This window comes from Microvirga splendida, from assembly GCF_016427565.1.
Taxonomy (GTDB): Bacteria; Pseudomonadota; Alphaproteobacteria; order Rhizobiales; family Beijerinckiaceae; genus Microvirga; species Microvirga splendida.
On record NZ_JAELXT010000004.1, the window covers coordinates 106,513 to 126,244 of the forward strand.

A 19,732-nucleotide genomic window follows, 5' to 3' on the forward strand; every position below is an offset into this window, starting at 1 on the left:
GCTGAAGCCTCCCTTCAAGCCGTACCTCATGAGGTGTGGTTGTGATCCAAAAGAACTGGCAAGAGCTGATTAAGCCGAACAAGCTCGAAGTCTCTCCGGGCGACGACCCGAAGCGCATCGCGACGGTCGTCGCGGAGCCGCTCGAGCGTGGCTTCGGCACGACGCTCGGCAACTCCCTGCGCCGGGTCCTGCTGTCGTCGCTTCAGGGCGCCGCTGTCACGGCGGTCCATATCGACGGCGTGCTGCACGAGTTCTCTTCCATCCCGGGCGTCCGCGAGGACGTGACGGACATCGTCCTCAACGTGAAGACGATCGCCATCAAGATGCAGAGCGAAGGCGCGAAGCGCATGACGCTCCGCAAGACTGGCCCTGGCGCCGTGACGGCCGGCGACATCAACACGGTCGGCGACGTCCAGATCCTGAACCCCGAGCTCGTGCTCTGCACCCTCGACGACGGCGCCGAGATCCGCATGGAGTTCACGGTCGACACGGGCAAGGGCTACGTTCCCGCCGAGCGCAACCGCACCGAGGACGCGCCGATCGGCCTGATCCCGGTCGACTCGCTCTACAGCCCGGTCAAGAAGGTCTCCTATCGCATCGAGAACACCCGCGAGGGCCAGATTCTCGACTACGACAAGCTGATCATGACCGTCGAGACCAACGGCGCCGTGACGCCTGAGGATGCCGTGGCCTATGCCGCCCGCATCCTGCAGGATCAGCTGCAGGTCTTCGTCAACTTCGAAGAGCCCCGCAAGGAAGAGGCTGCCGCCGCCGCGCCGCAGCTGCCCTTCAACCCGGCGCTCCTCAAGAAGGTCGACGAGCTCGAGCTGTCGGTCCGTTCGGCGAACTGCCTGAAGAACGACAACATCGTCTATATCGGCGACCTGATCCAGAAGTCGGAAGCGGAGATGCTCCGGACCCCGAACTTCGGTCGCAAGTCGCTCAACGAGATCAAGGAAGTTCTCGCCGGCATGGGCCTGCACCTCGGCATGGACGTGCCGGGCTGGCCGCCGGAGAACATCGAAGACCTCGCGAAGCGCTTCGAAGAGCACTACTGAGAATTCCGAAGCCGCCCCTTATCCTTGATGGGCGGTTTCGATCAAGCCCCGCCGGAAACCGGCGGATCAAAAGAGAGACGGTCCGTCCCTTGGCACGGCGGCCGGAAGATTTAGGAGAAAGCCAATGCGTCACGGATTCCGTGGTCGTCGCTTCAACCGCACGACCGAACACCGCAAGGCCATGTTCGCCAATATGGCGGCTGCGCTGATCAAGCACGAGCAGATCGTCACGACGCTCCCGAAGGCCAAGGACCTGCGTCCGGTCGTCGAGAAGCTGATCACCCTCGGCAAGCGCGGCGACATGCATGCCCGCCGCCTCGCCATGTCGAAGCTGCGCGACGAGACCATGGTCAAGAAGCTCTTCGACGTGCTGGGCAAGCGCTACCAGGACCGCCAGGGTGGCTACACCCGCGTCCTGAAGGCCGGCTTCCGCTACGGCGACAACGCCCCGCTGGCCGTGATCGAGTTCGTTGACCGCGACGTCGATGCGCGCGGCCAGGATTCGGGCCCGACCATGAAGGAAGAGATCATCGAGGCCGCCGAGTAAGTCTCGGCGCAGCCAATCGGATCAAGGGCGGTCTTCGGGCCGCCCTTTTTGTTTGCGCGCTCGTCTCCCCATATGCTCCCGTTGAGGCTTGGACTTTCGTGCCTTGCGTTTTATCGAGGGGCATCGCTGATCGAGGGATTCGTGGCCATGCGCATTTCGCTGCTTCGCCTTGCCGTTACCGTTGCCGTGCTCGCTCTTGGAGCCGGGGTGCAGGCCCAGACCCAGCGGGTCGTGCCGGAGAGCAAGGCCCAGGTTCAGCTCTCCTTCGCGCCCATCGTCCGGCAGACGGCAGGGGCCGTCGTGAACGTCTACGCCAAGCGCAGCGACCGCCGGCAGAATGCCGCCATCGAGGAGTATTTCCGCCGCTTCTTCGGGGACAACGCACCCGGCATGCCGCGGGGCCGGTCGCAGAGCTCCCTCGGCTCCGGCGTGATCGTCGATCCGTCGGGCCTGGTGATCACGAACAACCATGTGATCGAGAACATGACCGAGGTGAAGGTGGCGCTCGCCGACCGGCGGGAGTTCGAGGCCGACATCCTCCTGCGCGACCCGCGCACGGATATCGCCGTGCTCAAGCTGCGAGACGCCAGCAACCTTCAGGCCGTGGAGCTGGGCGATTCGGAAGCCCTGCAGGTGGGTGACATCGTGCTCGCCATCGGCAACCCGTTCGGGGTCGGGCAGACGGTGACGCAGGGCATCGTCTCGGCCCTGGCGCGCACCCAGGTCGGCATCTCCGACTACCAGTTCTTCATCCAGACGGACGCGGCCATCAACCCGGGCAATTCGGGCGGTGCCCTCATCGACATGAACGGCCGGGTCGTGGGCATCAACACGGCGATCTATTCCCGGTCGGGCGGCAGCATCGGCATCGGCTTTGCCGTTCCGTCCAGCATGGTCCGTGTCGTGCTCGACTCCGCCAGGGGCGGGGCGAAGAACGTCGTCCGTCCCTGGCTCGGCGCCCGCCTCCAGCCCGTGGACGGCGATATCGCGAGCGGTTTGGGACTGGAGCGCCCGGCGGGCGTTCTGGTCACCGCCGTCTATGCCCGGGGCCCCGCGGCCGAAGCCGGCCTCAAACGCGGCGACGCCATTCTGGCCGTGGACGGGCAGCCGGTCGATAACCCGGATTCCTTCGGCTACCGCTTCACCCTCAAAGGGATTCGAGGGCAGGCTCCCCTGACCATTCTGCGCGGCGGCAAGCAGGCGATCCTCCAGGTGAGGCTCATGCCGCCGCCCGAGGACCCGCCGCGGGATCCGGTGCGCAGCCGCGGACGCACGCCGTTTGCCGGTGCGACCCTCGTGAACATGTCGCCGGCGGTCGCCGACGAGCTTCAGATCGATATCGCGGATGACGGCGTCGTCGTTGTCGACCTGGAGGAGCGCAGTGTCGCCGCCAGCGTCGGCTTCGAGAAGGGCGACCAGATCGTCGCCATCAACGGCGAGCGCCTTGCGAACACGCGGGATGCGGATCGACTGATCAACCGGAACGGCGGCTATTGGGAGATCACCGTCAGCCGCGGAGGCCGGGTCTTCACCACCGTCTTGGGGCGTTAGCGCAGCGTGCGGCCCGCCGGGTCCGCACCGAACGATGCGCTCTCAAAGGATAAGCATCGGATAGATCCCAAAAGTGCAAATCCACTTTTGGGTCCGATGCTCGAAGCGCGACGGCAGCCTGCGGATCGGGTATGGATGACGGGACAAGATTTGAGTCCCTGTTCATCATGAGCGACCTGTTTTCCTCCGCTGGCCTCGACCAGAGCGCACCCCGTCCGCTGGCGGACCGGATGCGGCCGACCAAGCTCTCCGAAGTGGTCGGCCAGGACCATCTCGTGGGTCCCGACGGCATCCTCACCCGGCTCATCGCCTCGAAGTCCCTGGGCTCCCTGATTTTCTGGGGCCCGCCCGGCACGGGCAAGACGACCGTGGCGCGCCTGATGGCCCATGAGACGGATCTGCATTTCGACCAGATCTCCGCGATCTTCTCCGGCGTGGCGGATCTCAAGAAGGTCTTCGAGGCCGCCCGCCACCGTCGCTCCATGGGCAAGGGCACGCTGCTCTTCGTCGATGAGATCCACCGCTTCAACCGCGCCCAGCTCGACGCCTTCCTGCCCGTCATGGAGGACGGCACGATCACCCTGGTGGGCGCGACCACCGAGAACCCGTCCTTCGAGCTGAACGCGGCGCTTCTCTCCCGCGCCCGCGTCCTTTTGTTCAAATCCCTGGACGAAGAGGCGATCCAGAAGATCCTGGCTCGCGCCGAGGAGATCACGGAAAAAAGCCTGCCGCTGGACGGAGAGGCGAGGGCGTCCCTGGTGCGCATGGCGGACGGCGACGGGCGAGCCGTGCTGACGCTGGCCGAGGAGGTCTGGCGCTCGGCCAAGCCCGGCGAGGTCTTCGACGCCGAGCAGTTGCAGGAGATCATCCAGCGCCGCGCGCCGATCTACGACAAGGGGCAGGAGGGGCACTACAACCTCATCTCCGCCCTGCACAAGACCATCCGCGGCTCAGATCCCGATGCGGCCCTCTACTACCTCACCCGCATGCTCGATGCCGGCGAGGACCGGCTCTTCATCGCCCGCCGGCTGGTGCGGGCGGCTGTGGAAGACATCGGTATGGCCGACCCGCAGGCGCTCGTGATCGCCAATGCGGCCAAGGACGCGTTCGACTTCCTCGGCTCGCCGGAAGGGGAGTTGGCGCTGGCCCAGGCGGCGGTCTATCTCGCCACCGCGCCGAAATCGAATGCCCTTTACACGGCCTACAAGGCCGCCACGCGGGTGGCCAAGGAGCACGGCTCCCTCATGCCGCCCAAGACCATCCTGAACGCCCCGACCAAGCTCATGAAGCAGATCGGCTACGGCGACGGCTATGCCTACGACCACGACGAGCCGGATGCCTTCTCGGGGCAGGATTACTGGCCGGACAAGCTGGGGCGCCAATCCTTCTACGAGCCCGTGGACCGCGGCTTCGAGCGGGAGGTCCGCAAGCGGCTGGACTGGTGGGAGAAGCTCCGGAAGGAGCGACGCAAGTAACGTTATATCTCTTTGGGTTCCTTGCTGCTAGGATCGACAGGGCAGGGAGGCACCCATGAAGAGACTGATCCCCTTACTGATCTGGCTTGCGGCAGCCACAATCTCCGCGCCGGCGCAGGCTCAGAATGTCGAGGTCGCGCCCGGCGTCAGCGTCAGCCGCAAGACCTACCCGGTATCGGCCAATGAGGCGCCTTTCTTCAACTTTGCGGAGAAGACGGAGGGGCAGAAAGTCGCCGATCGGAAACTCGTCGCTGCGGTGCTGGAAAGGGTTCCTGACCGGGCGAGAGCGGCTGGCACGGCCATCGAGGCCGGCACGCGCGCCTTCCTGGGTGAGAACGACATCGCGACCGCCGCCAAGCGCTTCAATCAAGCCTACCTGCTGGATCCGCAGCAGAGCGGAATCTACCACGGCTTCGCGATGGTGGTAGCGACCCGTTTCAAGGACTTCGTCTACGCCGACGAACTCTTCCGGGTGGCGGCACGCATGAAGTCGCCGTCCCCGTCCCTCCGCGCCGATCACGGCCGAATGCTGCTGATCGCCGGCCGGCCCGCCGAGGCAAAGCCGCTTCTCGAACAGGCCGTGAAGGACACGCCCGACTGGGCCGTGCCGCGCATGAATCTGGCCTGGGCTACGCTGCAGTCCGGCAATCGCGAGGAGTCCTGCAGGCTCGCCGCTCAGGTCAGAGGGGAGCAAATGGAGAATGTCGAGGGCGATCTGGCCTTGTTGAGGCAGAAGGCAGGCTGCTAGCTTGGCGCCATGCTCTCCTATCTCCTCGTCTTCCTCGGTGCCGGCATCGGCGGAGCCCTGCGCCATGGGGTGAATCTCGGCTGCGCCCGGCTGTGCGGCACGGCCTTTCCTTGGGGGACGCTGACGGTGAATGCGGTCGGCTCCTTCCTCATGGGAGCCGTTGCCGCGTGGCTCGCCTTCAGGGCAGGCGAGGGGTGGAGCCAGCCCCTGCGGCTCTTCCTGACCACCGGGATCCTCGGCGGCTTCACCACCTTCTCGGCCTTTTCGCTGGATGCCGTTCTGATCTGGGAGCGGGGGCAGACGGGTCTTGCCGTGGCTTACGTGGGCGCTTCGGTGATCCTTTCGATTGCCGGATTGCTCGCCGGTCTCGCGTTGATCCGGGCGCTGACGGCTTAAACCTCGATTGCCGCCCGCGCGGCGCTCTGGTACCCACGCATCATGAGAAAAAGCGGTTCAGGACAGAATGGTGCCCGTGGCGGGCGGTCGGGCTCGCGGCAGGGCTTTCGCTCGCGCGAGGACAAGCCGGCGCGCAAGACAGCCCCGGCGAAACAGCGCAGCACGAAACCGGCAGCGGCCAAGACGCGAGCACCCTCGGCGGTGCGCGAGAAGCCTGCTGTGCGGCCCCAGCCGAGCCGCCCTGCCGCGGAGGCTCCGCAGAAGCCGACCCGGGCCCAGGCCAGGGCAGAGGCCCAGGAGGTTCTGGCGACAGGCGTGCAGACCCTGGTGGTCGAGCCCGACGAGGCTGACATGCGGGTGGACCGCTTCCTCGTCGCCCGGTTCCCGCAACTGGCCTTCACCCACATTCAGCGCATCGTCCGAAAGGGCGAGCTGCGCATCGACGGCAAGCGCGCCCAGCCCAACGAGCGGCTCGTGGCCGGGCAGAAGGTCCGCGTGCCGCCGCTGAAGCTCGACCAGCCCCGCCCGGTCGCCCGCAGTGCGGCCAAGGACCAGGACGAACGCGACTTCCTGAAGTCGATCACGCTCTACGAGGACAAGGACGTTCTCATCATCAACAAGCCGATGGGGCTCGCCGTCCAGGGCGGCTCGGGCACGAAGCGGCATGTGGACGGGATGCTCGACTCCCTCACCGGCGAAGACGGGCAGAAGCCGCGTCTCGTGCACCGCCTCGACAAGGACACGGCGGGCTGCCTGGTGATCGCCAAGACGCGCTTTGCCGCGTCTACCATGGCGAAGTCGTTCCGCGCCCGCACCACGCGCAAGATCTACTGGGCGCTCGTCGCCGGCGTGCCGCGCGTGCGCCAGGGCAGGGTCTCGACCTATCTCGCCAAGGAAGGCGAGGAGGGCGATGCGCGCATGAAGGTGGCCCAGCACGGCGACGAGGGCGCAAGCCACGCGCTGACCTATTATGCGGTCATCGACACGGCGGCGCAGAAGCTGGCCTGGCTGTCGTTGAAGCCGGTCACCGGGCGCACGCACCAGCTTCGTGCCCATGCGGCGCATATCGGCCATCCCATCGTCGGCGATCCGAAATACTTCGACATCGAGAACTGGGAGCTGCCTGGCGGCATCCAGAACAAGCTGCATCTGCTGGCGCGCCGCATCGTCATCGCCCATCCGCGGACGGGCAAGCCCATCGATGTGACGGCGCCGCTGCCGCCGCATATGCAGCAGAGCTTCAACCTGCTGGGCCTGGATACGAGCCAGTACGATCCCATCGTCGAGGCGCCCGAGGATTAGGGCGTCGCGCCGACCCTCCGCACCTATGGTGCTGCGCCGACTGAATTCGGATCCCGGGCCGCTCTCCGGAACAGCCAGGCCGACAGGAGCCACAGCGCGGCGAAGAACCCGGTCAGGACCACGATCACCCGTGGCCAGTTCGCCCCGGTGGAGCCTAATCCCGCGCTCAGAGCGATGACTCCGACCAGGGCCTGGGCAAGCGCCGTCGCGAGCAAGACGTGCGCCATGCCCCGCGGTCGGAAACGCACGATCAAGCCGCCGAAGACCGCTATGGCGAGCACGCCGGCATACATGAGGTTGGCCGGGTTGTCCTCGGACCCGATAATGCCCACGGCAAGGTTCATCCAGATGAGGATGAAGGCTGCAACGACCGCAACGCCGACGGCGGCACGGTAGGCGGTGTTTCCCGTCACCCTGGTGGCGAGTTCATAGGTGCCGCAGGCGGCGAGCAGCATGGCGCCGAACACGATGAAATCGGTCTCGTCCCAGTTCATCTCATCGGTGAACTGCATCGCGATCAGCGGCAGCAGCAACAGGAGCGCCGCGATCATCCAGGGCGCTGCCCTCCAGAACCGACCGCCACCATTCCTCGCGCCTGCCATGGACCATCTCCACCCGTATCGCTCCATCTTAACCCGAAGCAGCTCCATCTCCCAACCTGTCGCACTTTCGCCGCGCATCGAGCGCAGCATCGGATGGAGCCCAAACGTGGTGGCCACCTTTGGGCCGATGCTCCGGCAAGGAGGAGATCGATGGAACACAAGCATCTTGATCAGCTCCGTAGCGTAGCCGACGTTCAGCCGAGACCCCTGTCTCGTGACGAACGACTTCAGCGGTGGATTGCCCTGCTCGAGTGCGATCCGAAACGCCCGCTGACCCCCCTCGGTGAGATCGAGTACAAGCCGCCGGCGGAGAGAGCGCTGATCCGCGAGGACAACTCTCCGCTCACGGTGGCTTATGAGGATCCGATCCTGCGCGCAGACGGACTTGCAAGCGACAGGCTCGGCGATGCCATGCGCTACTTCGCGCTCTCCGACGGTCAGGCCCACTACGCCCTCTGCTCGTGCCTCAGCGGGCGCACGATGGATGCCACGACCTGCGCACAGAGATTGCGGAACGCGACCGGGAATGTCGCCTGGGAATCGGCTTTGGGCGCCTGGGCGTTGGCGGCTCTCGCCGTGAGCCTGCCGGGGATCGTCTATCTGCTGGGCTGAGGCGGACCTCACCGGCTGTCGATCATCACGTCAGGAGACCCGTCGTCTCCTGATGCTGCCTTGGCCGTTGCAGGCTTGCCTTGAATCGGAGACAAAGCTGCAGACCGGACAAAGGCGCCTCCATCATGCTGCATATCGAGCCCGTAACCCTCTCGACGGCCCGTCTGACCCTTCGGCCCTTGAGCGCCGCAGATGTTCCGGCTCTAGGCGTGGCTGCCACCGATGGAGAGCTCTGGGAGAAGAAGACCACGACGGTGCCGCGACCGGAGGGCTTCGATGCCTATGTACAGAAAGCCCTGGAGCTGCAGGCGGCCGGCCTGGCGCTGCCGTTCACGACTGTCGTGAAAGAGGGCAACCGGGTGGTCGGCTCGACCCGCTACATGAACATCGACGCCGCCAATCACCGGGTCGAGATCGGCACCACATGGATCGCGAGATCCTGGCAGCGGACCTTCGTCAACACCCATGCGAAGTTCCTCATGCTGCGGCACGCGTTCGAGGGGCTGGGCTGCAACGCCGTGGAGCTGCGGACCCACCGGCTCAATGACCAGTCGCGCGCCGCCATCGAGCGCCTCGGCGCCAAGCTCGACGGCATCCTGCGCCAGCACATGATCATGCCCGACGGGCACATCCGCGATACGGCGGTCTACAGCATCGTCCGCGACGAGTGGCCGGCGGTGAAGGCCGGGCTCGAGCGGAAGATGGCTTCGGAATGAGGTCATGCCGGTCAAGCTTGGCCGCTTGCGGAACGCTGCCCATCGGATCACGTTGGAACTCTGAGCAGTGTTCGTGAGGTGAGTCGAGCCATGAGCAGTGACGTCAGGGACAACGTGGACCGTCATCGCTTCGAACTGGAGCGGAACGGGGAGATTGCGTTTGCGACCTACGAGCGGCGCGGGTCCGATCTCGTGATCCGTCACGTGGAAGCCGCCATTCCCCTGCGGGGGACCGGAGCTGCCAGCGACCTCATGCAGGGCGTGGCGGAAATCGCCCGCTCCGAGGGGAGGACGATCACCCCTCTGTGCGGCTATGCGCGAACCTGGATCCGCCGCCACAAGGAGTACAGCGATCTCCTGGGTTGACCGACGCACCCTCCGTTTATCGGGTGTGCCCATTCGCCGTACTGCGAACTGCGTCGAAATAAACTAAACAGCGGCTCCTCCAAAAAATTAAATTGCGCTATGGGGGCGCCGCCGGTGACAAACGTTCTCGAAAAAGCAAGACAGATCTTGTCAAAGAAAAGCTTGGCTGTTCCGGCCGCCATTCTGGCCCTGGTGATTGCGGCCGCCATCTTCCTCGCCCCCCGTTACCTGGCTCAGCCGGTCGCCGAGATCACCTATTCCGAGTTCACCCGCGAACTGGGCCAGAAAAAGGTCCAGAAGGTCCTGATCGAGAGCGGCGGCCTATCGGTCTCCCTGGCTGACAGGAACGTCTTCGTGCGCATACCGAACGGTCTCGTGAGCGCCGACTATATCGAGCGGATCACCGCCTCCGGGGCCGAGGTCGACTTCAAGAAACCAGGCTTCGACCCGGCCCACATGGCGAGCATCGTCGTGCCGATCGTGCTGGTTCTGGCCGTGCTGGCCATGCTGGCGATCCAGACCGACTTCAAGCCGACCTCCCGCTGGCCCAAGGTGGTTCGCAGCATCCCGAACCGCTTCGACGATGTGGCCGGCCAGGAGGAGGCCAAGGCCGAACTGCAGGAGGTCATTTCCTTCCTGAAGGACTCGGACGCCTTCACCAGGGTCGGGGCCCGAATTCCCCGCGGCCTGCTGATGGTCGGGCCTCCGGGCACGGGCAAGACCCTGATCGCCAAGGCGCTGGCCGGCGAGGCGGGCGTCTCCTTCATGGTGGTGTCGGGAAGCGACTTCTCGGCGCCGCTCATCGGCATCGCCAAGGGCCGCGTCTCCAAGCTCTTCGAGCAGGCCCGCAAGAAGGCTCCCTGCCTGATCTTCATTGACGAGATCGATGCCATCGGCCGCAAGCGCGGGGGCGGGGGATCGGCCGCCGACCGTGAGTTCGAGGCCACCTTGAACCAGCTCCTCGTGGAGATGGACGGGTTCAACACCACGGCGGGCGTGATCGTCATCGGGGCCACCAACCGCGTGGACGTCCTCGATCCGGCGCTCCTGCGCCCCGGCCGCTTCGACCGCCAAGTTCATATCGGACTGCCCGACATCTCCGGCCGTGAGGCGATCCTCAACGTTCATGCCCGCAACGTGAAGCTGGCCCACGGAGTCAGCCTCGCCTCGATCGCGAAGGGCACGCCCGGATTCTCGGGCGCCGATCTCGGCAACCTCCTGAACGAGGCGGCCATCTTCGCGGCGCGCGAAGGCGTCACGGAGGTGACCCGCGAGCATCTGGAGGCTGCCCGCAACAAGATCATCATGGGGCTCGAGCGCCGCTCCCTCGTCATCACGGACGAGGAGCGCCGCCTCGTGGCGGTGCACGAGGCCGGTCACGCCCTCTGCGCGACCCTGCTCCCGGCCTCCGACCAGGTGCACAGCGCCACCATCATTCCCCACGGCCAGGCGCTCGGCCTCGTCATGCGCCTGCCGGAGCATGACCGCTTCTGCATCCCGGTGGAGAAGCTCGAGGCCGATCTCATCGTCGCCATGGGCGGCCGCGCGGCCGAGGAGGTCGTGTTCGGCCCGAAAAAGGTCACGACGGGTGCCGCCAGCGACATCGCACACGCCACCAACATCGTCACCAAGATGGTGACCGAGTGGGGCATGAGCCCGGCCATCGGCATGGTCCGCGTCGCCCGCTCGGGCGACAACCTTCCGCGCGAGGTCGAGCAGGAGATCCGGCGCATCATCGACGAGATGTACGAGGCCGCCAAGGTCTGCATCGAAGACAACCGCGATGCGCTCGATGCCCTGACGGAGGCGCTGCTGGAGCACGAGACGATTGAGGGCGACGAGGTCCGCCGGATCGTTCACATGCAGCAAGCGAGGCTTGCAGCCTGAACAGGGTGGGGGCTTTCACATGAAACAGCTCGTCCGCGCCGCTCTCATCGTCGGCCTCGGTCTTCTGGTCACGGCTTGCGACAAGTGCGGCAATTGGAGCATCAACACCCCGCAGCTCTGCCACGGGGCCAAGCCGCAAGGCTGAACCCACGTTCGGGCGGTGCGGCTAACGCGCCCGCAACTCTCCATCGCCCCAACTTTCGTGGGTGGTGGACAACCCAAGCTGCTCTTCGAGCAGGGAAGTGTAGAGCTCCGGCCGAGCCACATAGGGGAAGTGCCCGCCCCACTCGAAACGGTACGCCACCGAAGGGTTCAGGCGGGCCCGCACGGCCTCGCGCATGAGCGGTGGAATGAGCGGGTCGTCGGCACTCTCGATTGTTGCAATCCGCTCCCGCGGCAGATCGAGGGGCGGCAATTCCGGTCCTTGTTTGAGAGCCTTCAGCCGTGCGCGTAGTTCCGGCTCCGGGATGCGTCCGCCAACTTCGGCTAACAGAAGATCGACCAGCTCCGCCTGCTCCGGATGAGTATCCCGCCAGACGCCGAGGCCGCGGCCGAACCCGGCGCGCAGTTCCCCGATGGGTGCATGGTCGAGATCGGACGAGTAGGGCGGCCGTTCCGCGATCCCTGCAACCGAGTGCAGGGTGTTGGCTGCAATGAGCCTCTCGGCACTGTGCGGATACGCTGCTGCGAAGAACTGGGCCAGGTATCCTCCAAGCGATGAGCCGAGCACCGTGACGCGCTCGAGGCCAAGCCTGCCGCACAAGTCCGCCAGATCGCCCGCCCATTCGACGATGCCGCCGCTGGCGGGATAGGTGACGGCCACGATGCGGGCGCGGCCCTCCAGGGCCTCGATCTGCTGCCAGAAGATGTCGCCGCGGCCCAACGTGCCCGGAATGAGCAGCAGCGCCGGGCCGCTCCGGCCTGCCTCGACATATCCCCATTCGCGGCCGTTGACGACCATCCGCTGCTCGGAATGGCGAGCCGCGAAACGGTCTCGGGCTGCAATCAGGCTGTTGGGCATGCGAAAGGCTCCTGCACGAAACTGCATCCTCGTGTGCACAGGCTGCCGCAGATGGCGCGCGAACGCCAGAGCCGGAGCACAGGCTCAGCGATGATGCAGGGTGTCGGCTCCGCTCAGGTGCTCCGCCGCTCGATGAGCACGTGCCCTGTGTCGATGATGCGGGAAGCGGCTGGGGGCTGCTCGCCGTGGATGCCGGCGAGAATCAGGCGCGCGACTTCCTTTCCGATCAGATCGCCCGAGGGGCGGATCGTCGTCAGGGACGGGATGCACGAGGCGCTGAAATCGAGATCTCCGAAGCCCACCACGGCAATGTTGTCCGGCACGGCAATGCCCTGGCGCTGGCACTCGAAGAGCGCTCCCAGGGCGATGAGATCGTTGGAGCAGGCGATGCCGTCGAGGTCCGGAATCTGCTGCAGCGCCCGGTTCAACAGGAGCGAACCGGCCTCGACCGTGGCGGCACCGGGGTGATTGACGATCTCACAGGAAGCGGGCTCCGCCGCACGACGGGCCTCCTCGACGAAGCCGCTCGCGCGCTTGGCCGCACGATGATCCTCCTGCATGCGGGCGCCCAGGAAGGCGACGCGGCGGCGGCCCTTCGACAGGAGATGCCGGGCTGCGGACGCGCCCACCTGCGGGTGCGAGAACCCGACGGCCATGTCGATGGGCTCCCCGCCGATCTCCCACATCTCGACGACGGGAACGCCGCTCGCCCGCAGAAGCTTGCGGGTCTCGGCGTTGTGGGACAGGCCCGTCAGCACCACGGCGGCCGGAGCCCAGGCGAGGGCGGTTCGCACCAGCGCCTCCTCCTGATCCTCCCCATACTCGCTGTGGCCGAGGATCACCTGCAGGCCTTCCGCCGCCAGTTCGGATTGCAGGGTCGACACCGTCTCGGCGAAGAAAGCGTTGCGGATCGACGGCACGATGATGCTGACGACCTTCGACGACGCAGCCGCGAGCCCCCCTGCCACCAGATTGGGAACGTAGCCCAGGGTGGAGATCGCGCGGGCGATTTCCTGGCCTGCCGCAGGAGAAACGGCAGCAGGCTTGCGAAGGTAGAGCGAGACCGTTGAAGGGGAGACCTGGGCCAGCTTGGCGACGTCCATCATCGTCACGCGCTGCATCTTGCGTCGCTTCCGAGGAGTGCGGTTCTGCAAGCTGCTGCGAGCGTCCATCAGCCTTCCTTTTCGTAGCGCTGCGAGAAATTCTGTTTATGACTATAGTGTCATAAGCACAATTCTCAAATGAAATATGACAGTAATAGCTCTTCACACGCTCCTTTGGGCCTCGAAGCACCTCTCTTAAGGCGGCTTGCAGAAGAAGGATCGTAGCGCTATTATAGCCGCAATCAGCCACAAACCTGGGATTCGTCCTAGGCGTGTGCAGGGGTGCCGAGTCTGGCCCGCCGCAAAGCAACAGGGAGGGAGCATGTCGTCCGTCAGCTTCCGGAAGCTTGAGAAGAGTTACGGTTCCCTACGAATCGTCAAAGGCATTGATCTGGAAATTGCCGACCGCGAGTTCGTGGTGCTGGTGGGCCCGTCAGGCTGCGGCAAATCGACGACCCTGCGCATGCTCGCGGGCTTGGAGAGCATCAGCGACGGCGAGATCCGGATCGGCGAGCGGGTGGTGAACAAGCTTCCGCCCCGCGAGCGCGACATCGCCATGGTGTTTCAGGATTACGCTCTCTACCCGCACAAGACCGTCTATGAGAACATGGCCTTCAGCCTGAAGGTGCGCGGGATCTCATCGGCCGAGATCAAGCCCCGCATCGCCCAGGCGGCCGAGATGCTCGGAATCACGCCGCTTCTCGACAGGAAGCCTTCTCAACTCTCCGGCGGCCAGCGCCAGCGCGTCGCCATGGGCCGCGCCATCGTGCGCCGCCCCCAGGTGTTCCTGTTCGACGAGCCGCTCTCCAACCTCGACGCCAAGCTGCGCGGCCAGGTTCGCACGGAGATCAAGCGTCTCCATCAGGCCATCGGCACCACCATCATCTACGTGACCCACGATCAGGTGGAGGCGATGACGCTCGCGGATCGCATCGTGATCCTGAAGGGCGGCGAGATCGAGCAGGTCGGCACGCCGGACGAGGTCTACAATTCACCGGCCAGCGTCTTCGTCGGCGGCTTCATCGGCTCTCCCGCCATGAACTTCGCAAAGGGCACGATCCGCGGCGGACAGGTGACGTTCGATGGCGGGGCCGGCATTCCGCTCCACGATCACTCCGCCGGCAAGGTCGGTGGCCTCGAGGGGCGCGATGTGGTCGTCGGCATCCGGCCGGAGCACTTTGTGCCGGCCGGCGAGGGGCATGCGCTGTCTGGCCAGGTGCAGGTCGTCGAGCCGCTGGGCTCCGACACGCTCATCCACTTCGCCCTCGGCCAGTCCACCCTGACGGCCCGCGTCGCGCCCGAGATGCGGCCGAGCCCGGGCGAGGCTCTCTCCATCGGTGTCGATCCTTCGCGGGTCCACCTGTTCGATGCGGCAACGGAACGGGCCATCGCCCGATAGGCGGGGCCAACAAGGAATGCCGGCGAGGAACCGGTATCGTCAAACTTCCACGGAGGAAACGATGACTTTCAACAAGACCATGACACTGCTTCTGGCGGGTGCGGCGATGACGCTGTCCGCATCCGTCGCGACCGCGCAGACCAACCTGCGGGTTTTCGTCTCGAGCCAGCACCGCCCCGACGTGTGGCGCAAGGCCTTCGACATGTACGAAGCCAAGAACCCGAACGTGAAGGTCACGATCGAGACCGGCGGCAACACCTCCGAGCAGCAGGCGCAGTACCTCAACACCGTCATGACCGCGAAGGACTCCTCCCTCGACGTCATGATCCTCGACGTCATCCGCCCGGCGCAATACGCCGCCGCCGGCTGGACCGTGCCCTTCAACGAGGTGATCGGCCAGGACGTGAAGGCCTATATGGACCGCTACCTGCCGGCCTATGCGGAGGCCAATACGGTCGACGGCAAGGTCGTGGCTCTGCCCGCCTTCGCGGACGCCATGTTCCTCTACTACCGTAAGGACCTGCTGGAGAAGCACGGCATTCAGCCGCCCCAGACCTGGGAGGAGCTTGCGGCCGCCGCCAAGAAGATCACCGCGGCCGAAAACGACCCGAACCTTCAGGGCCTGTCCTTCCAGGGCAAGGCCATCGAAGGCGCGGTCTGCACCTTCCTCCTGCCGTACTGGAGCATGGGCAAGCAGCTCGTTGCCGACGGCAAGCTCTCCTTCGACAAGGAAGCGGCCGTGAAGTCGCTGAAGCTGTGGAAGGACTTCGTCGACAGCGGCGTCGCCAAGAAGAACATCGCCGAAGTGGCGACCGACGACACCCGCAAGGAGTTCCAGGCCGGCAACGTCGTGTTCGCCGTCAACTGGTCCTATGCCTGGGGTCAGTTCCAGGGTGCCGAATCCGCCGTGAAGGACAAGGTCGGCGTCGTGAAGCTGCCCGCCGTGCAGGGCGGCCAGCCGGCCTCCTGCCTCGGTGGCTGGGAATGGGGCGTGTCCGCGTTCTCGAACAACAAGACCGAGGCGCAGAAGTTCGTGCAGTTCATCTCCAGCCCTGACGTCTCGGAGTTCATGGCGATCAACGCATCCCTCCTGCCGCAATTCCCGCAAGTCTATTCGGACGTGGACGTCGTGAAGGCGGTTCCGTGGTTCGCGAGCGCCAAGCCGGTCGTCGAGACCGCCAAAGCCCGTCCGGTGACGCCGCGCTATAACGAGGTCAGCGAGATCATCCGCACGACCGTCAACGGCGTGCTCGCCGGCCAGCAGACGCCCGAGCAGGGCGCCGAGCAGATGGAAGGCCGCCTGCGCCGCGTGCTGCGCTAAGGCCCGTCATCTTTAAAACCTTGGACAGACGCCTTCGGGCGTCTGTCCCCCGTGACCGCATCCGAGCAGGACCAGGACGATGGCAACGGCCAGCGAAACGACCCTAGTGACCACGCGCAACGAGAGCGGCACGAAGTGGTGGACGCGGTTCCTCGATCCGAGCGAGGGCACCCTGGCCGCGCTGCTTCTGCTGCCGACGGCGCTCCTGCTGACCCTCATCATCGTCTATCCGGTCTGCCGGCTGATATGGACCAGCTTTCAGAACCTGTCGCTCACCTCGGGCCTTCCGGCGTCCTTTGCAGGGCTCGAAAACTACAGCCTCATGCTGGACGATCCTGTGTTCTGGGAAACCACCTGGAACACGGTTCTCATCACGCTCATCACCGTTCCGGGCGCGCTGCTCGTGGGCCTGGCGCTGGCCCTCATGGCGAACCTGCCGTTCAACGTGAAATGGCCGGTCCGCCTCTCGCTCCTGATCCCCTGGGCCCTGCCGCTCTCCTTCGCCGGTCTCATCTTCGCGTGGTTCTTCCATTCCGAATACGGCGTGGTGAACGACGTGCTCCGCCGCATCGGCTTCGAGGGCGTGATCTGGTTCAACTCGGCTAACTGGGCCTTCGCGGCGATCTGCCTGACGATTATCTGGAAGACCTCGTCCTTCATGGCGCTGATCATCCTCGCCGGCCTCCAGACGATCCCGCGCTCCCTCTACGAGGCTGCGGATGTCGATGGGGCAGGGCGCTTGCGCCAGTTCTTCGAGATCACCCTGCCGCTGCTCAAGCCCGCCATCGTCGTGGCGTTGATCTTCCGCACCATCACGGCGCTGCAGACCTTCGACATCCCGTTCACCATGACACGCGGCGGGCCGGGCACCTCCACGGCGACGCTCGCCATGTACATTCATCAGAACACGGTCGACTTCCTCGACCTCGGCTACGGCTCGGCGCTCGCCGTCGTCATGTTCGTCCTCTCCATGGGCGTGACGGCCGTCTATCTGCGCATGATCCGGGCCAGGGGGTGACACCATGAGCCACGAGACCACCGCCAACAATCGTTCGATCTTCTCCGGCAAGCCCCTGCGCATCCTGATCGGCTTCATCCTGGTCGTGAACGGCATGTTTCCGGCGCTGTGGATTCTGTTCACGTCGCTGAAGACGGAGTCGGAGCTGACCCTGAAGCCGATCACCTGGCTGCCCCATGCGCCGACGGTCGCGAATTACCTGCGCGCCTTCACGGACCAGCCTCTGCTGCTGTTCCTGTTCAACAGCTTCATGGTGGCGATCCTCTCCACCGCGCTGACGCTCTTCGTCTCGGTGCTCGCCGCCTATGCGCTGGCACGGCTTCAGATCCGCGGGCGCGACCTCATCCTGTCGGCCATCATCGCGGTCTCGACCTTCCCGCTCGTCACGTTGCTGGTGCCGCTCTTCGAGATCATGCGGGCGCTGGGCCTTCTCAACACCTGGGTGGCGTTGATCCTGCCCTATACGGTGCTGAGCCTGCCTGTCTGCACCCTGATCCTCGTGTCGTTCTTCGAGGGCATCCCGCGCGATCTCGAGAACTCCGCCATGATCGACGGCTGCACCCGCATCGGCGCCCTGTTTAAGGTCGTGGTGCCGCTCTCGGCGCCGGGCGTGTTCACGGCGGGCATCCTGGCCTTCGTGAACGCCTGGGACGAGTTCCTGCTCGCGCTTTCGTTCAATTCCAACCCGATGCTGCGCACGCTCCCCGTGGGCATCACGCTCTACCAGGGCGAGTTCGCGTTCCCCTGGCCGGTGATTTCGGCGGCGCTCGTGGTCGGCATCGTGCCCGTCGCGGTCCTGATCGTGATCTTCCAGGAGCGCGTCGTGTCCGGCCTGACCTCCGGCGGCATCAAGGGATAAGGACCGTTTGAAATGACACGCCGATCCATCGGAGAACTGCGCAGCCAGCGCTGGTTCGCATCCGACGACATGCGCGGCTTCGCGCATCGCCAGCGCACGCAGCAGATGGGCATGCGGCGCGAGGAGTTTCTCGGCAAGCCCGTCGTCGCCATCGTCAACACCTGGAGCGATCTCAGCCCCTGCCATTCGCACCTGCGCGACCGCGCGGAGGCGGTGAAGCGCGGCGTCTGGCAGGCCGGGGGCTATCCGGTGGAACTGCCGGCGCTGTCGGTCGGCGAGGTGATGGTGAAGCCCACCACCATGCTCTACCGCAACTTCCTGGCCATGGAGACGGAAGAGCTTCTGCGCTCGCACCCCATCGACGGCGCCGTGCTGCTGGGCGGCTGCGACAAGTCCACGCCCGGCCTCCTCATGGGGGCGATCAGCATGGACATTCCGGTAATCTACTGCCCGGCCGGCCCTATGTCGAACGGCCAGTGGCGCGGGCACAAGACCGGGGCGGGCACCCACACCAAGAAATACTGGGACGAGCTTCGCGCCGGCAACATCACGCAGGACGACTGGGTCGATCTCGAAAGCCGCATGACCCGCTCCATCGGCACCTGCAATACCATGGGGACGGCGTCCACCATGACGTCCATCGTGGACGCCATGGGCCTCACCCTGCCGGGCGCCACCTCGATTCCTGCCGCCGACAGCGGCCACCCGCGCATGGCCTCGGCCTGCGGCGAGCGCATTATCGAGATGATCTGGGACGATTGGAAGCCCTCCCGCTTCCTCGATGCCAGGAGCTTCCGCAACGGCCTCGTGGCCTACATGGCGCTCGGCGGCTCGACCAATGCCGCCGTTCACCTGATCGCCATGGCGCGCCGCGCCGGCGTCGATCTCACCCTCGACGACATGTCCGACATGGCGGGCCGGGTGCCGGTCTGCGCCAATCTCTTTCCATCGGGCGAATACCTGATGGAGGATTTCTACTTCGCAGGCGGAATCCTGGCGCAGCTCAAGAAGCTGGAGCGCCATCTCGACAAGGATGCCATGACCGTGAACGGCAAGACGCTCGGCGAGAACATCGCCGGAGCCGAGTGCTGGAACGACGAGGTGATCCGGGGCGAGGACAACCCGGTCGTACCTCTCTCGCGCGGCAAGACGCTGGCGGTCCTGCGCGGCAACCTAGCTCCCAACGGCGCCGTCATGAAGTCCTCGGCGGCCAACCCGAAGTTCCTCAAGCATGTGGGTCCCGCGCTGGTCTTCGACAATCCCGCCGAGATGAACCGCACCATCGACGATCCCGATCTCGACATTACGGAAGACACGGTCATCGTGCTCCGCAATGCCGGTCCGGTCGGCGCGCCGGGCATGCCCGAATGGGGCAATCTGCCGATCCCGAAGAAGCTGCTGAAGCAGGGCGTGCGCGACATGGTGCGCATCTGCGACGGGCGCATGAGCGGCACCCATTACGGCACCTGCATCCTGCACGTGGCGCCGGAAGCGGCGGTCGGCGGTCCCCTCGGGCTCCTCAAGACAGGCGACCTCGTGGAACTCGACGTGGAGGCCGGACGCATCGACATGAAGGTCGATGACAAGGAGCTGGAGCGCCGCCGAGCCGAGTGGAAGCCCGGAGCCCTGCGCTACGAGCGCTCCTTCGCGGCCCTCTATCAGCGCCACGTCTCTCAGGCAGATGAGGGCTGCGATTTCGACTTCCTATCCACACGCGGCCTCGTGGCCGAGCCGTCCATCTTCTAAAGGTT

The 19,732-nt window shown here is 65.5% G+C and carries 20 protein-coding genes; 17 read left to right on the forward strand and 3 right to left on the reverse strand.

The genetic code is table 11. The features are described from left to right. Positions 1 to 35: 35 nt before the first annotated feature. The 7 genes from JAO75_RS06155 (at position 36) to JAO75_RS06185 (ending at position 7,077) form a co-directional block, all read left to right on the forward strand. The gene (locus JAO75_RS06155; protein ID WP_425523153.1) at positions 36 to 1,058 is read left to right on the forward strand and encodes a DNA-directed RNA polymerase subunit alpha; all 1,023 of its coding nucleotides are present in this window, start codon (positions 36 to 38) and stop codon (positions 1,056 to 1,058) included. A 124-nt stretch (positions 1,059 to 1,182) separates the two neighbouring features. Next, the gene (rplQ, locus tag JAO75_RS06160; RefSeq protein ID WP_199047551.1) at positions 1,183 to 1,605 is read left to right on the forward strand and encodes a 50S ribosomal protein L17; all 423 of its coding nucleotides are present in this window, start codon (positions 1,183 to 1,185) and stop codon (positions 1,603 to 1,605) included. Positions 1,606 to 1,752: 147 nt separating this feature from the next. Further along, a complete protein-coding gene (locus tag JAO75_RS06165; protein WP_199047553.1) occupies positions 1,753 to 3,156 on the forward strand; it encodes a Do family serine endopeptidase in 1,404 nt (467 codons plus the stop codon). Between the two features lie 167 nt (positions 3,157 to 3,323). Continuing rightward, a complete protein-coding gene (locus tag JAO75_RS06170) occupies positions 3,324 to 4,631 on the forward strand; it encodes a replication-associated recombination protein A (RefSeq protein ID WP_199047555.1) in 1,308 nt (435 codons plus the stop codon). Positions 4,632 to 4,686: 55 nt separating this feature from the next. Next, positions 4,687 to 5,379, forward strand: a complete 693-nt coding sequence (locus tag JAO75_RS06175) for a tetratricopeptide repeat protein (RefSeq protein WP_199047557.1) — start codon at positions 4,687 to 4,689, stop codon at positions 5,377 to 5,379. Positions 5,380 to 5,388: 9 nt separating this feature from the next. Continuing rightward, positions 5,389 to 5,775: a fluoride efflux transporter CrcB gene (crcB, locus tag JAO75_RS06180; RefSeq protein WP_199047559.1), complete on the forward strand. Its 387-nt coding sequence runs from the start codon at positions 5,389 to 5,391 to the stop codon at positions 5,773 to 5,775. Between the two features lie 42 nt (positions 5,776 to 5,817). Then, positions 5,818 to 7,077: an RluA family pseudouridine synthase gene (locus tag JAO75_RS06185; RefSeq protein WP_199047561.1), complete on the forward strand. Its 1,260-nt coding sequence runs from the start codon at positions 5,818 to 5,820 to the stop codon at positions 7,075 to 7,077. A gap of 23 nt (positions 7,078 to 7,100) precedes the next feature. Here the strand turns inward: JAO75_RS06185 and JAO75_RS06190 are convergent, their stop codons facing one another. Next, positions 7,101 to 7,679, reverse strand: a complete 579-nt coding sequence (locus JAO75_RS06190) for a hypothetical protein (RefSeq protein ID WP_199047563.1) — start codon at positions 7,677 to 7,679, stop codon at positions 7,101 to 7,103. Between the two features lie 150 nt (positions 7,680 to 7,829). Here JAO75_RS06190 and JAO75_RS06195 point away from each other — a divergent pair, with 150 nt between their 5' ends. From JAO75_RS06195 to JAO75_RS25155, 5 genes are all read left to right on the forward strand, one after another. After that, on the forward strand, positions 7,830 to 8,291 hold the full coding sequence (locus JAO75_RS06195) for a hypothetical protein (RefSeq protein ID WP_199047565.1): 462 nt from the start codon (positions 7,830 to 7,832) through the stop codon (positions 8,289 to 8,291). A gap of 125 nt (positions 8,292 to 8,416) precedes the next feature. After that, on the forward strand, positions 8,417 to 9,007 hold the full coding sequence (locus JAO75_RS06200) for a GNAT family N-acetyltransferase (protein WP_199047566.1): 591 nt from the start codon (positions 8,417 to 8,419) through the stop codon (positions 9,005 to 9,007). 90 nt (positions 9,008 to 9,097) lie between these two features. Beyond that, complete coding sequence (locus JAO75_RS06205; RefSeq protein ID WP_199047567.1) at positions 9,098 to 9,373, forward strand: GNAT family N-acetyltransferase; 276 nt, start codon at positions 9,098 to 9,100, stop codon at positions 9,371 to 9,373. A gap of 147 nt (positions 9,374 to 9,520) precedes the next feature. After that, the gene (gene ftsH, locus JAO75_RS06210) at positions 9,521 to 11,260 is read left to right on the forward strand and encodes an ATP-dependent zinc metalloprotease FtsH (RefSeq protein WP_246742387.1); all 1,740 of its coding nucleotides are present in this window, start codon (positions 9,521 to 9,523) and stop codon (positions 11,258 to 11,260) included. 19 nt (positions 11,261 to 11,279) lie between these two features. Then, entirely contained in the window at positions 11,280 to 11,405 is a 126-nt protein-coding gene (locus JAO75_RS25155) for a hypothetical protein (RefSeq protein ID WP_281433490.1), read from the forward strand. A gap of 21 nt (positions 11,406 to 11,426) precedes the next feature. On the opposite strand, the gene JAO75_RS06215 is transcribed toward JAO75_RS25155, so the two are convergent. Together JAO75_RS06215 and JAO75_RS06220 are read right to left on the reverse strand one after the other, a co-directional pair. Beyond that, entirely contained in the window at positions 11,427 to 12,281 is an 855-nt protein-coding gene (locus tag JAO75_RS06215) for an alpha/beta fold hydrolase (protein WP_199047569.1), read from the reverse strand. 113 nt (positions 12,282 to 12,394) lie between these two features. Next, positions 12,395 to 13,453 (reverse strand): LacI family DNA-binding transcriptional regulator, encoded by a 1,059-nt coding sequence (locus tag JAO75_RS06220; RefSeq protein ID WP_199047570.1) that lies wholly within the window; start codon positions 13,451 to 13,453, stop codon positions 12,395 to 12,397. 253 nt (positions 13,454 to 13,706) lie between these two features. Here JAO75_RS06220 and JAO75_RS06225 point away from each other — a divergent pair, with 253 nt between their 5' ends. The 5 genes from JAO75_RS06225 to araD all read left to right on the forward strand — a co-directional run bounded on the left by JAO75_RS06225 (position 13,707) and on the right by araD (position 19,727). After that, positions 13,707 to 14,783 (forward strand): ABC transporter ATP-binding protein, encoded by a 1,077-nt coding sequence (locus JAO75_RS06225; RefSeq protein WP_199047571.1) that lies wholly within the window; start codon positions 13,707 to 13,709, stop codon positions 14,781 to 14,783. Between the two features lie 61 nt (positions 14,784 to 14,844). Next, entirely contained in the window at positions 14,845 to 16,104 is a 1,260-nt protein-coding gene (locus JAO75_RS06230) for an ABC transporter substrate-binding protein (RefSeq protein WP_199047573.1), read from the forward strand. A 79-nt stretch (positions 16,105 to 16,183) separates the two neighbouring features. Beyond that, entirely contained in the window at positions 16,184 to 17,122 is a 939-nt protein-coding gene (locus tag JAO75_RS06235) for a carbohydrate ABC transporter permease (protein WP_199047575.1), read from the forward strand. 4 nt (positions 17,123 to 17,126) lie between these two features. Then, positions 17,127 to 17,981 (forward strand): carbohydrate ABC transporter permease, encoded by an 855-nt coding sequence (locus JAO75_RS06240; RefSeq protein WP_199047577.1) that lies wholly within the window; start codon positions 17,127 to 17,129, stop codon positions 17,979 to 17,981. A gap of 12 nt (positions 17,982 to 17,993) precedes the next feature. Beyond that, complete coding sequence (araD, locus tag JAO75_RS06245) at positions 17,994 to 19,727, forward strand: L-arabinonate dehydratase (RefSeq protein ID WP_199047579.1); 1,734 nt, start codon at positions 17,994 to 17,996, stop codon at positions 19,725 to 19,727. Positions 19,728 to 19,732: the final 5 nt, after the last annotated feature.

What these genes read in the sequence shown, in the direction of transcription:
- rplQ (WP_199047551.1), top strand. Translation starts at nt 1,183, where the DNA reads ATGCGTCACGGATTCCGTGGTCGTCGCTTCAACCGCACGACCGAACAC.
- JAO75_RS06165 (WP_199047553.1), top strand. Translation starts at nt 1,753, where the DNA reads ATGCGCATTTCGCTGCTTCGCCTTGCCGTTACCGTTGCCGTGCTCGCT.
- JAO75_RS06170 (WP_199047555.1), top strand. Translation starts at nt 3,324, where the DNA reads ATGAGCGACCTGTTTTCCTCCGCTGGCCTCGACCAGAGCGCACCCCGT.
- JAO75_RS06175 (WP_199047557.1), top strand. Translation starts at nt 4,687, where the DNA reads ATGAAGAGACTGATCCCCTTACTGATCTGGCTTGCGGCAGCCACAATC.
- crcB (WP_199047559.1), top strand. Translation starts at nt 5,389, where the DNA reads ATGCTCTCCTATCTCCTCGTCTTCCTCGGTGCCGGCATCGGCGGAGCC.
- JAO75_RS06185 (WP_199047561.1), top strand. Translation starts at nt 5,818, where the DNA reads ATGAGAAAAAGCGGTTCAGGACAGAATGGTGCCCGTGGCGGGCGGTCG.
- JAO75_RS06190 (WP_199047563.1), bottom strand. Translation starts at nt 7,679, where the DNA reads ATGGCAGGCGCGAGGAATGGTGGCGGTCGGTTCTGGAGGGCAGCGCCC.
- JAO75_RS06195 (WP_199047565.1), top strand. Translation starts at nt 7,830, where the DNA reads ATGGAACACAAGCATCTTGATCAGCTCCGTAGCGTAGCCGACGTTCAG.
- JAO75_RS06200 (WP_199047566.1), top strand. Translation starts at nt 8,417, where the DNA reads ATGCTGCATATCGAGCCCGTAACCCTCTCGACGGCCCGTCTGACCCTT.
- JAO75_RS06205 (WP_199047567.1), top strand. Translation starts at nt 9,098, where the DNA reads ATGAGCAGTGACGTCAGGGACAACGTGGACCGTCATCGCTTCGAACTG.
- JAO75_RS25155 (WP_281433490.1), top strand. Translation starts at nt 11,280, where the DNA reads ATGAAACAGCTCGTCCGCGCCGCTCTCATCGTCGGCCTCGGTCTTCTG.
- JAO75_RS06215 (WP_199047569.1), bottom strand. Translation starts at nt 12,281, where the DNA reads ATGCCCAACAGCCTGATTGCAGCCCGAGACCGTTTCGCGGCTCGCCAT.
- JAO75_RS06220 (WP_199047570.1), bottom strand. Translation starts at nt 13,453, where the DNA reads ATGGACGCTCGCAGCAGCTTGCAGAACCGCACTCCTCGGAAGCGACGC.
- JAO75_RS06225 (WP_199047571.1), top strand. Translation starts at nt 13,707, where the DNA reads ATGTCGTCCGTCAGCTTCCGGAAGCTTGAGAAGAGTTACGGTTCCCTA.
- JAO75_RS06230 (WP_199047573.1), top strand. Translation starts at nt 14,845, where the DNA reads ATGACTTTCAACAAGACCATGACACTGCTTCTGGCGGGTGCGGCGATG.
- JAO75_RS06235 (WP_199047575.1), top strand. Translation starts at nt 16,184, where the DNA reads ATGGCAACGGCCAGCGAAACGACCCTAGTGACCACGCGCAACGAGAGC.
- JAO75_RS06240 (WP_199047577.1), top strand. Translation starts at nt 17,127, where the DNA reads ATGAGCCACGAGACCACCGCCAACAATCGTTCGATCTTCTCCGGCAAG.
- araD (WP_199047579.1), top strand. Translation starts at nt 17,994, where the DNA reads ATGACACGCCGATCCATCGGAGAACTGCGCAGCCAGCGCTGGTTCGCA.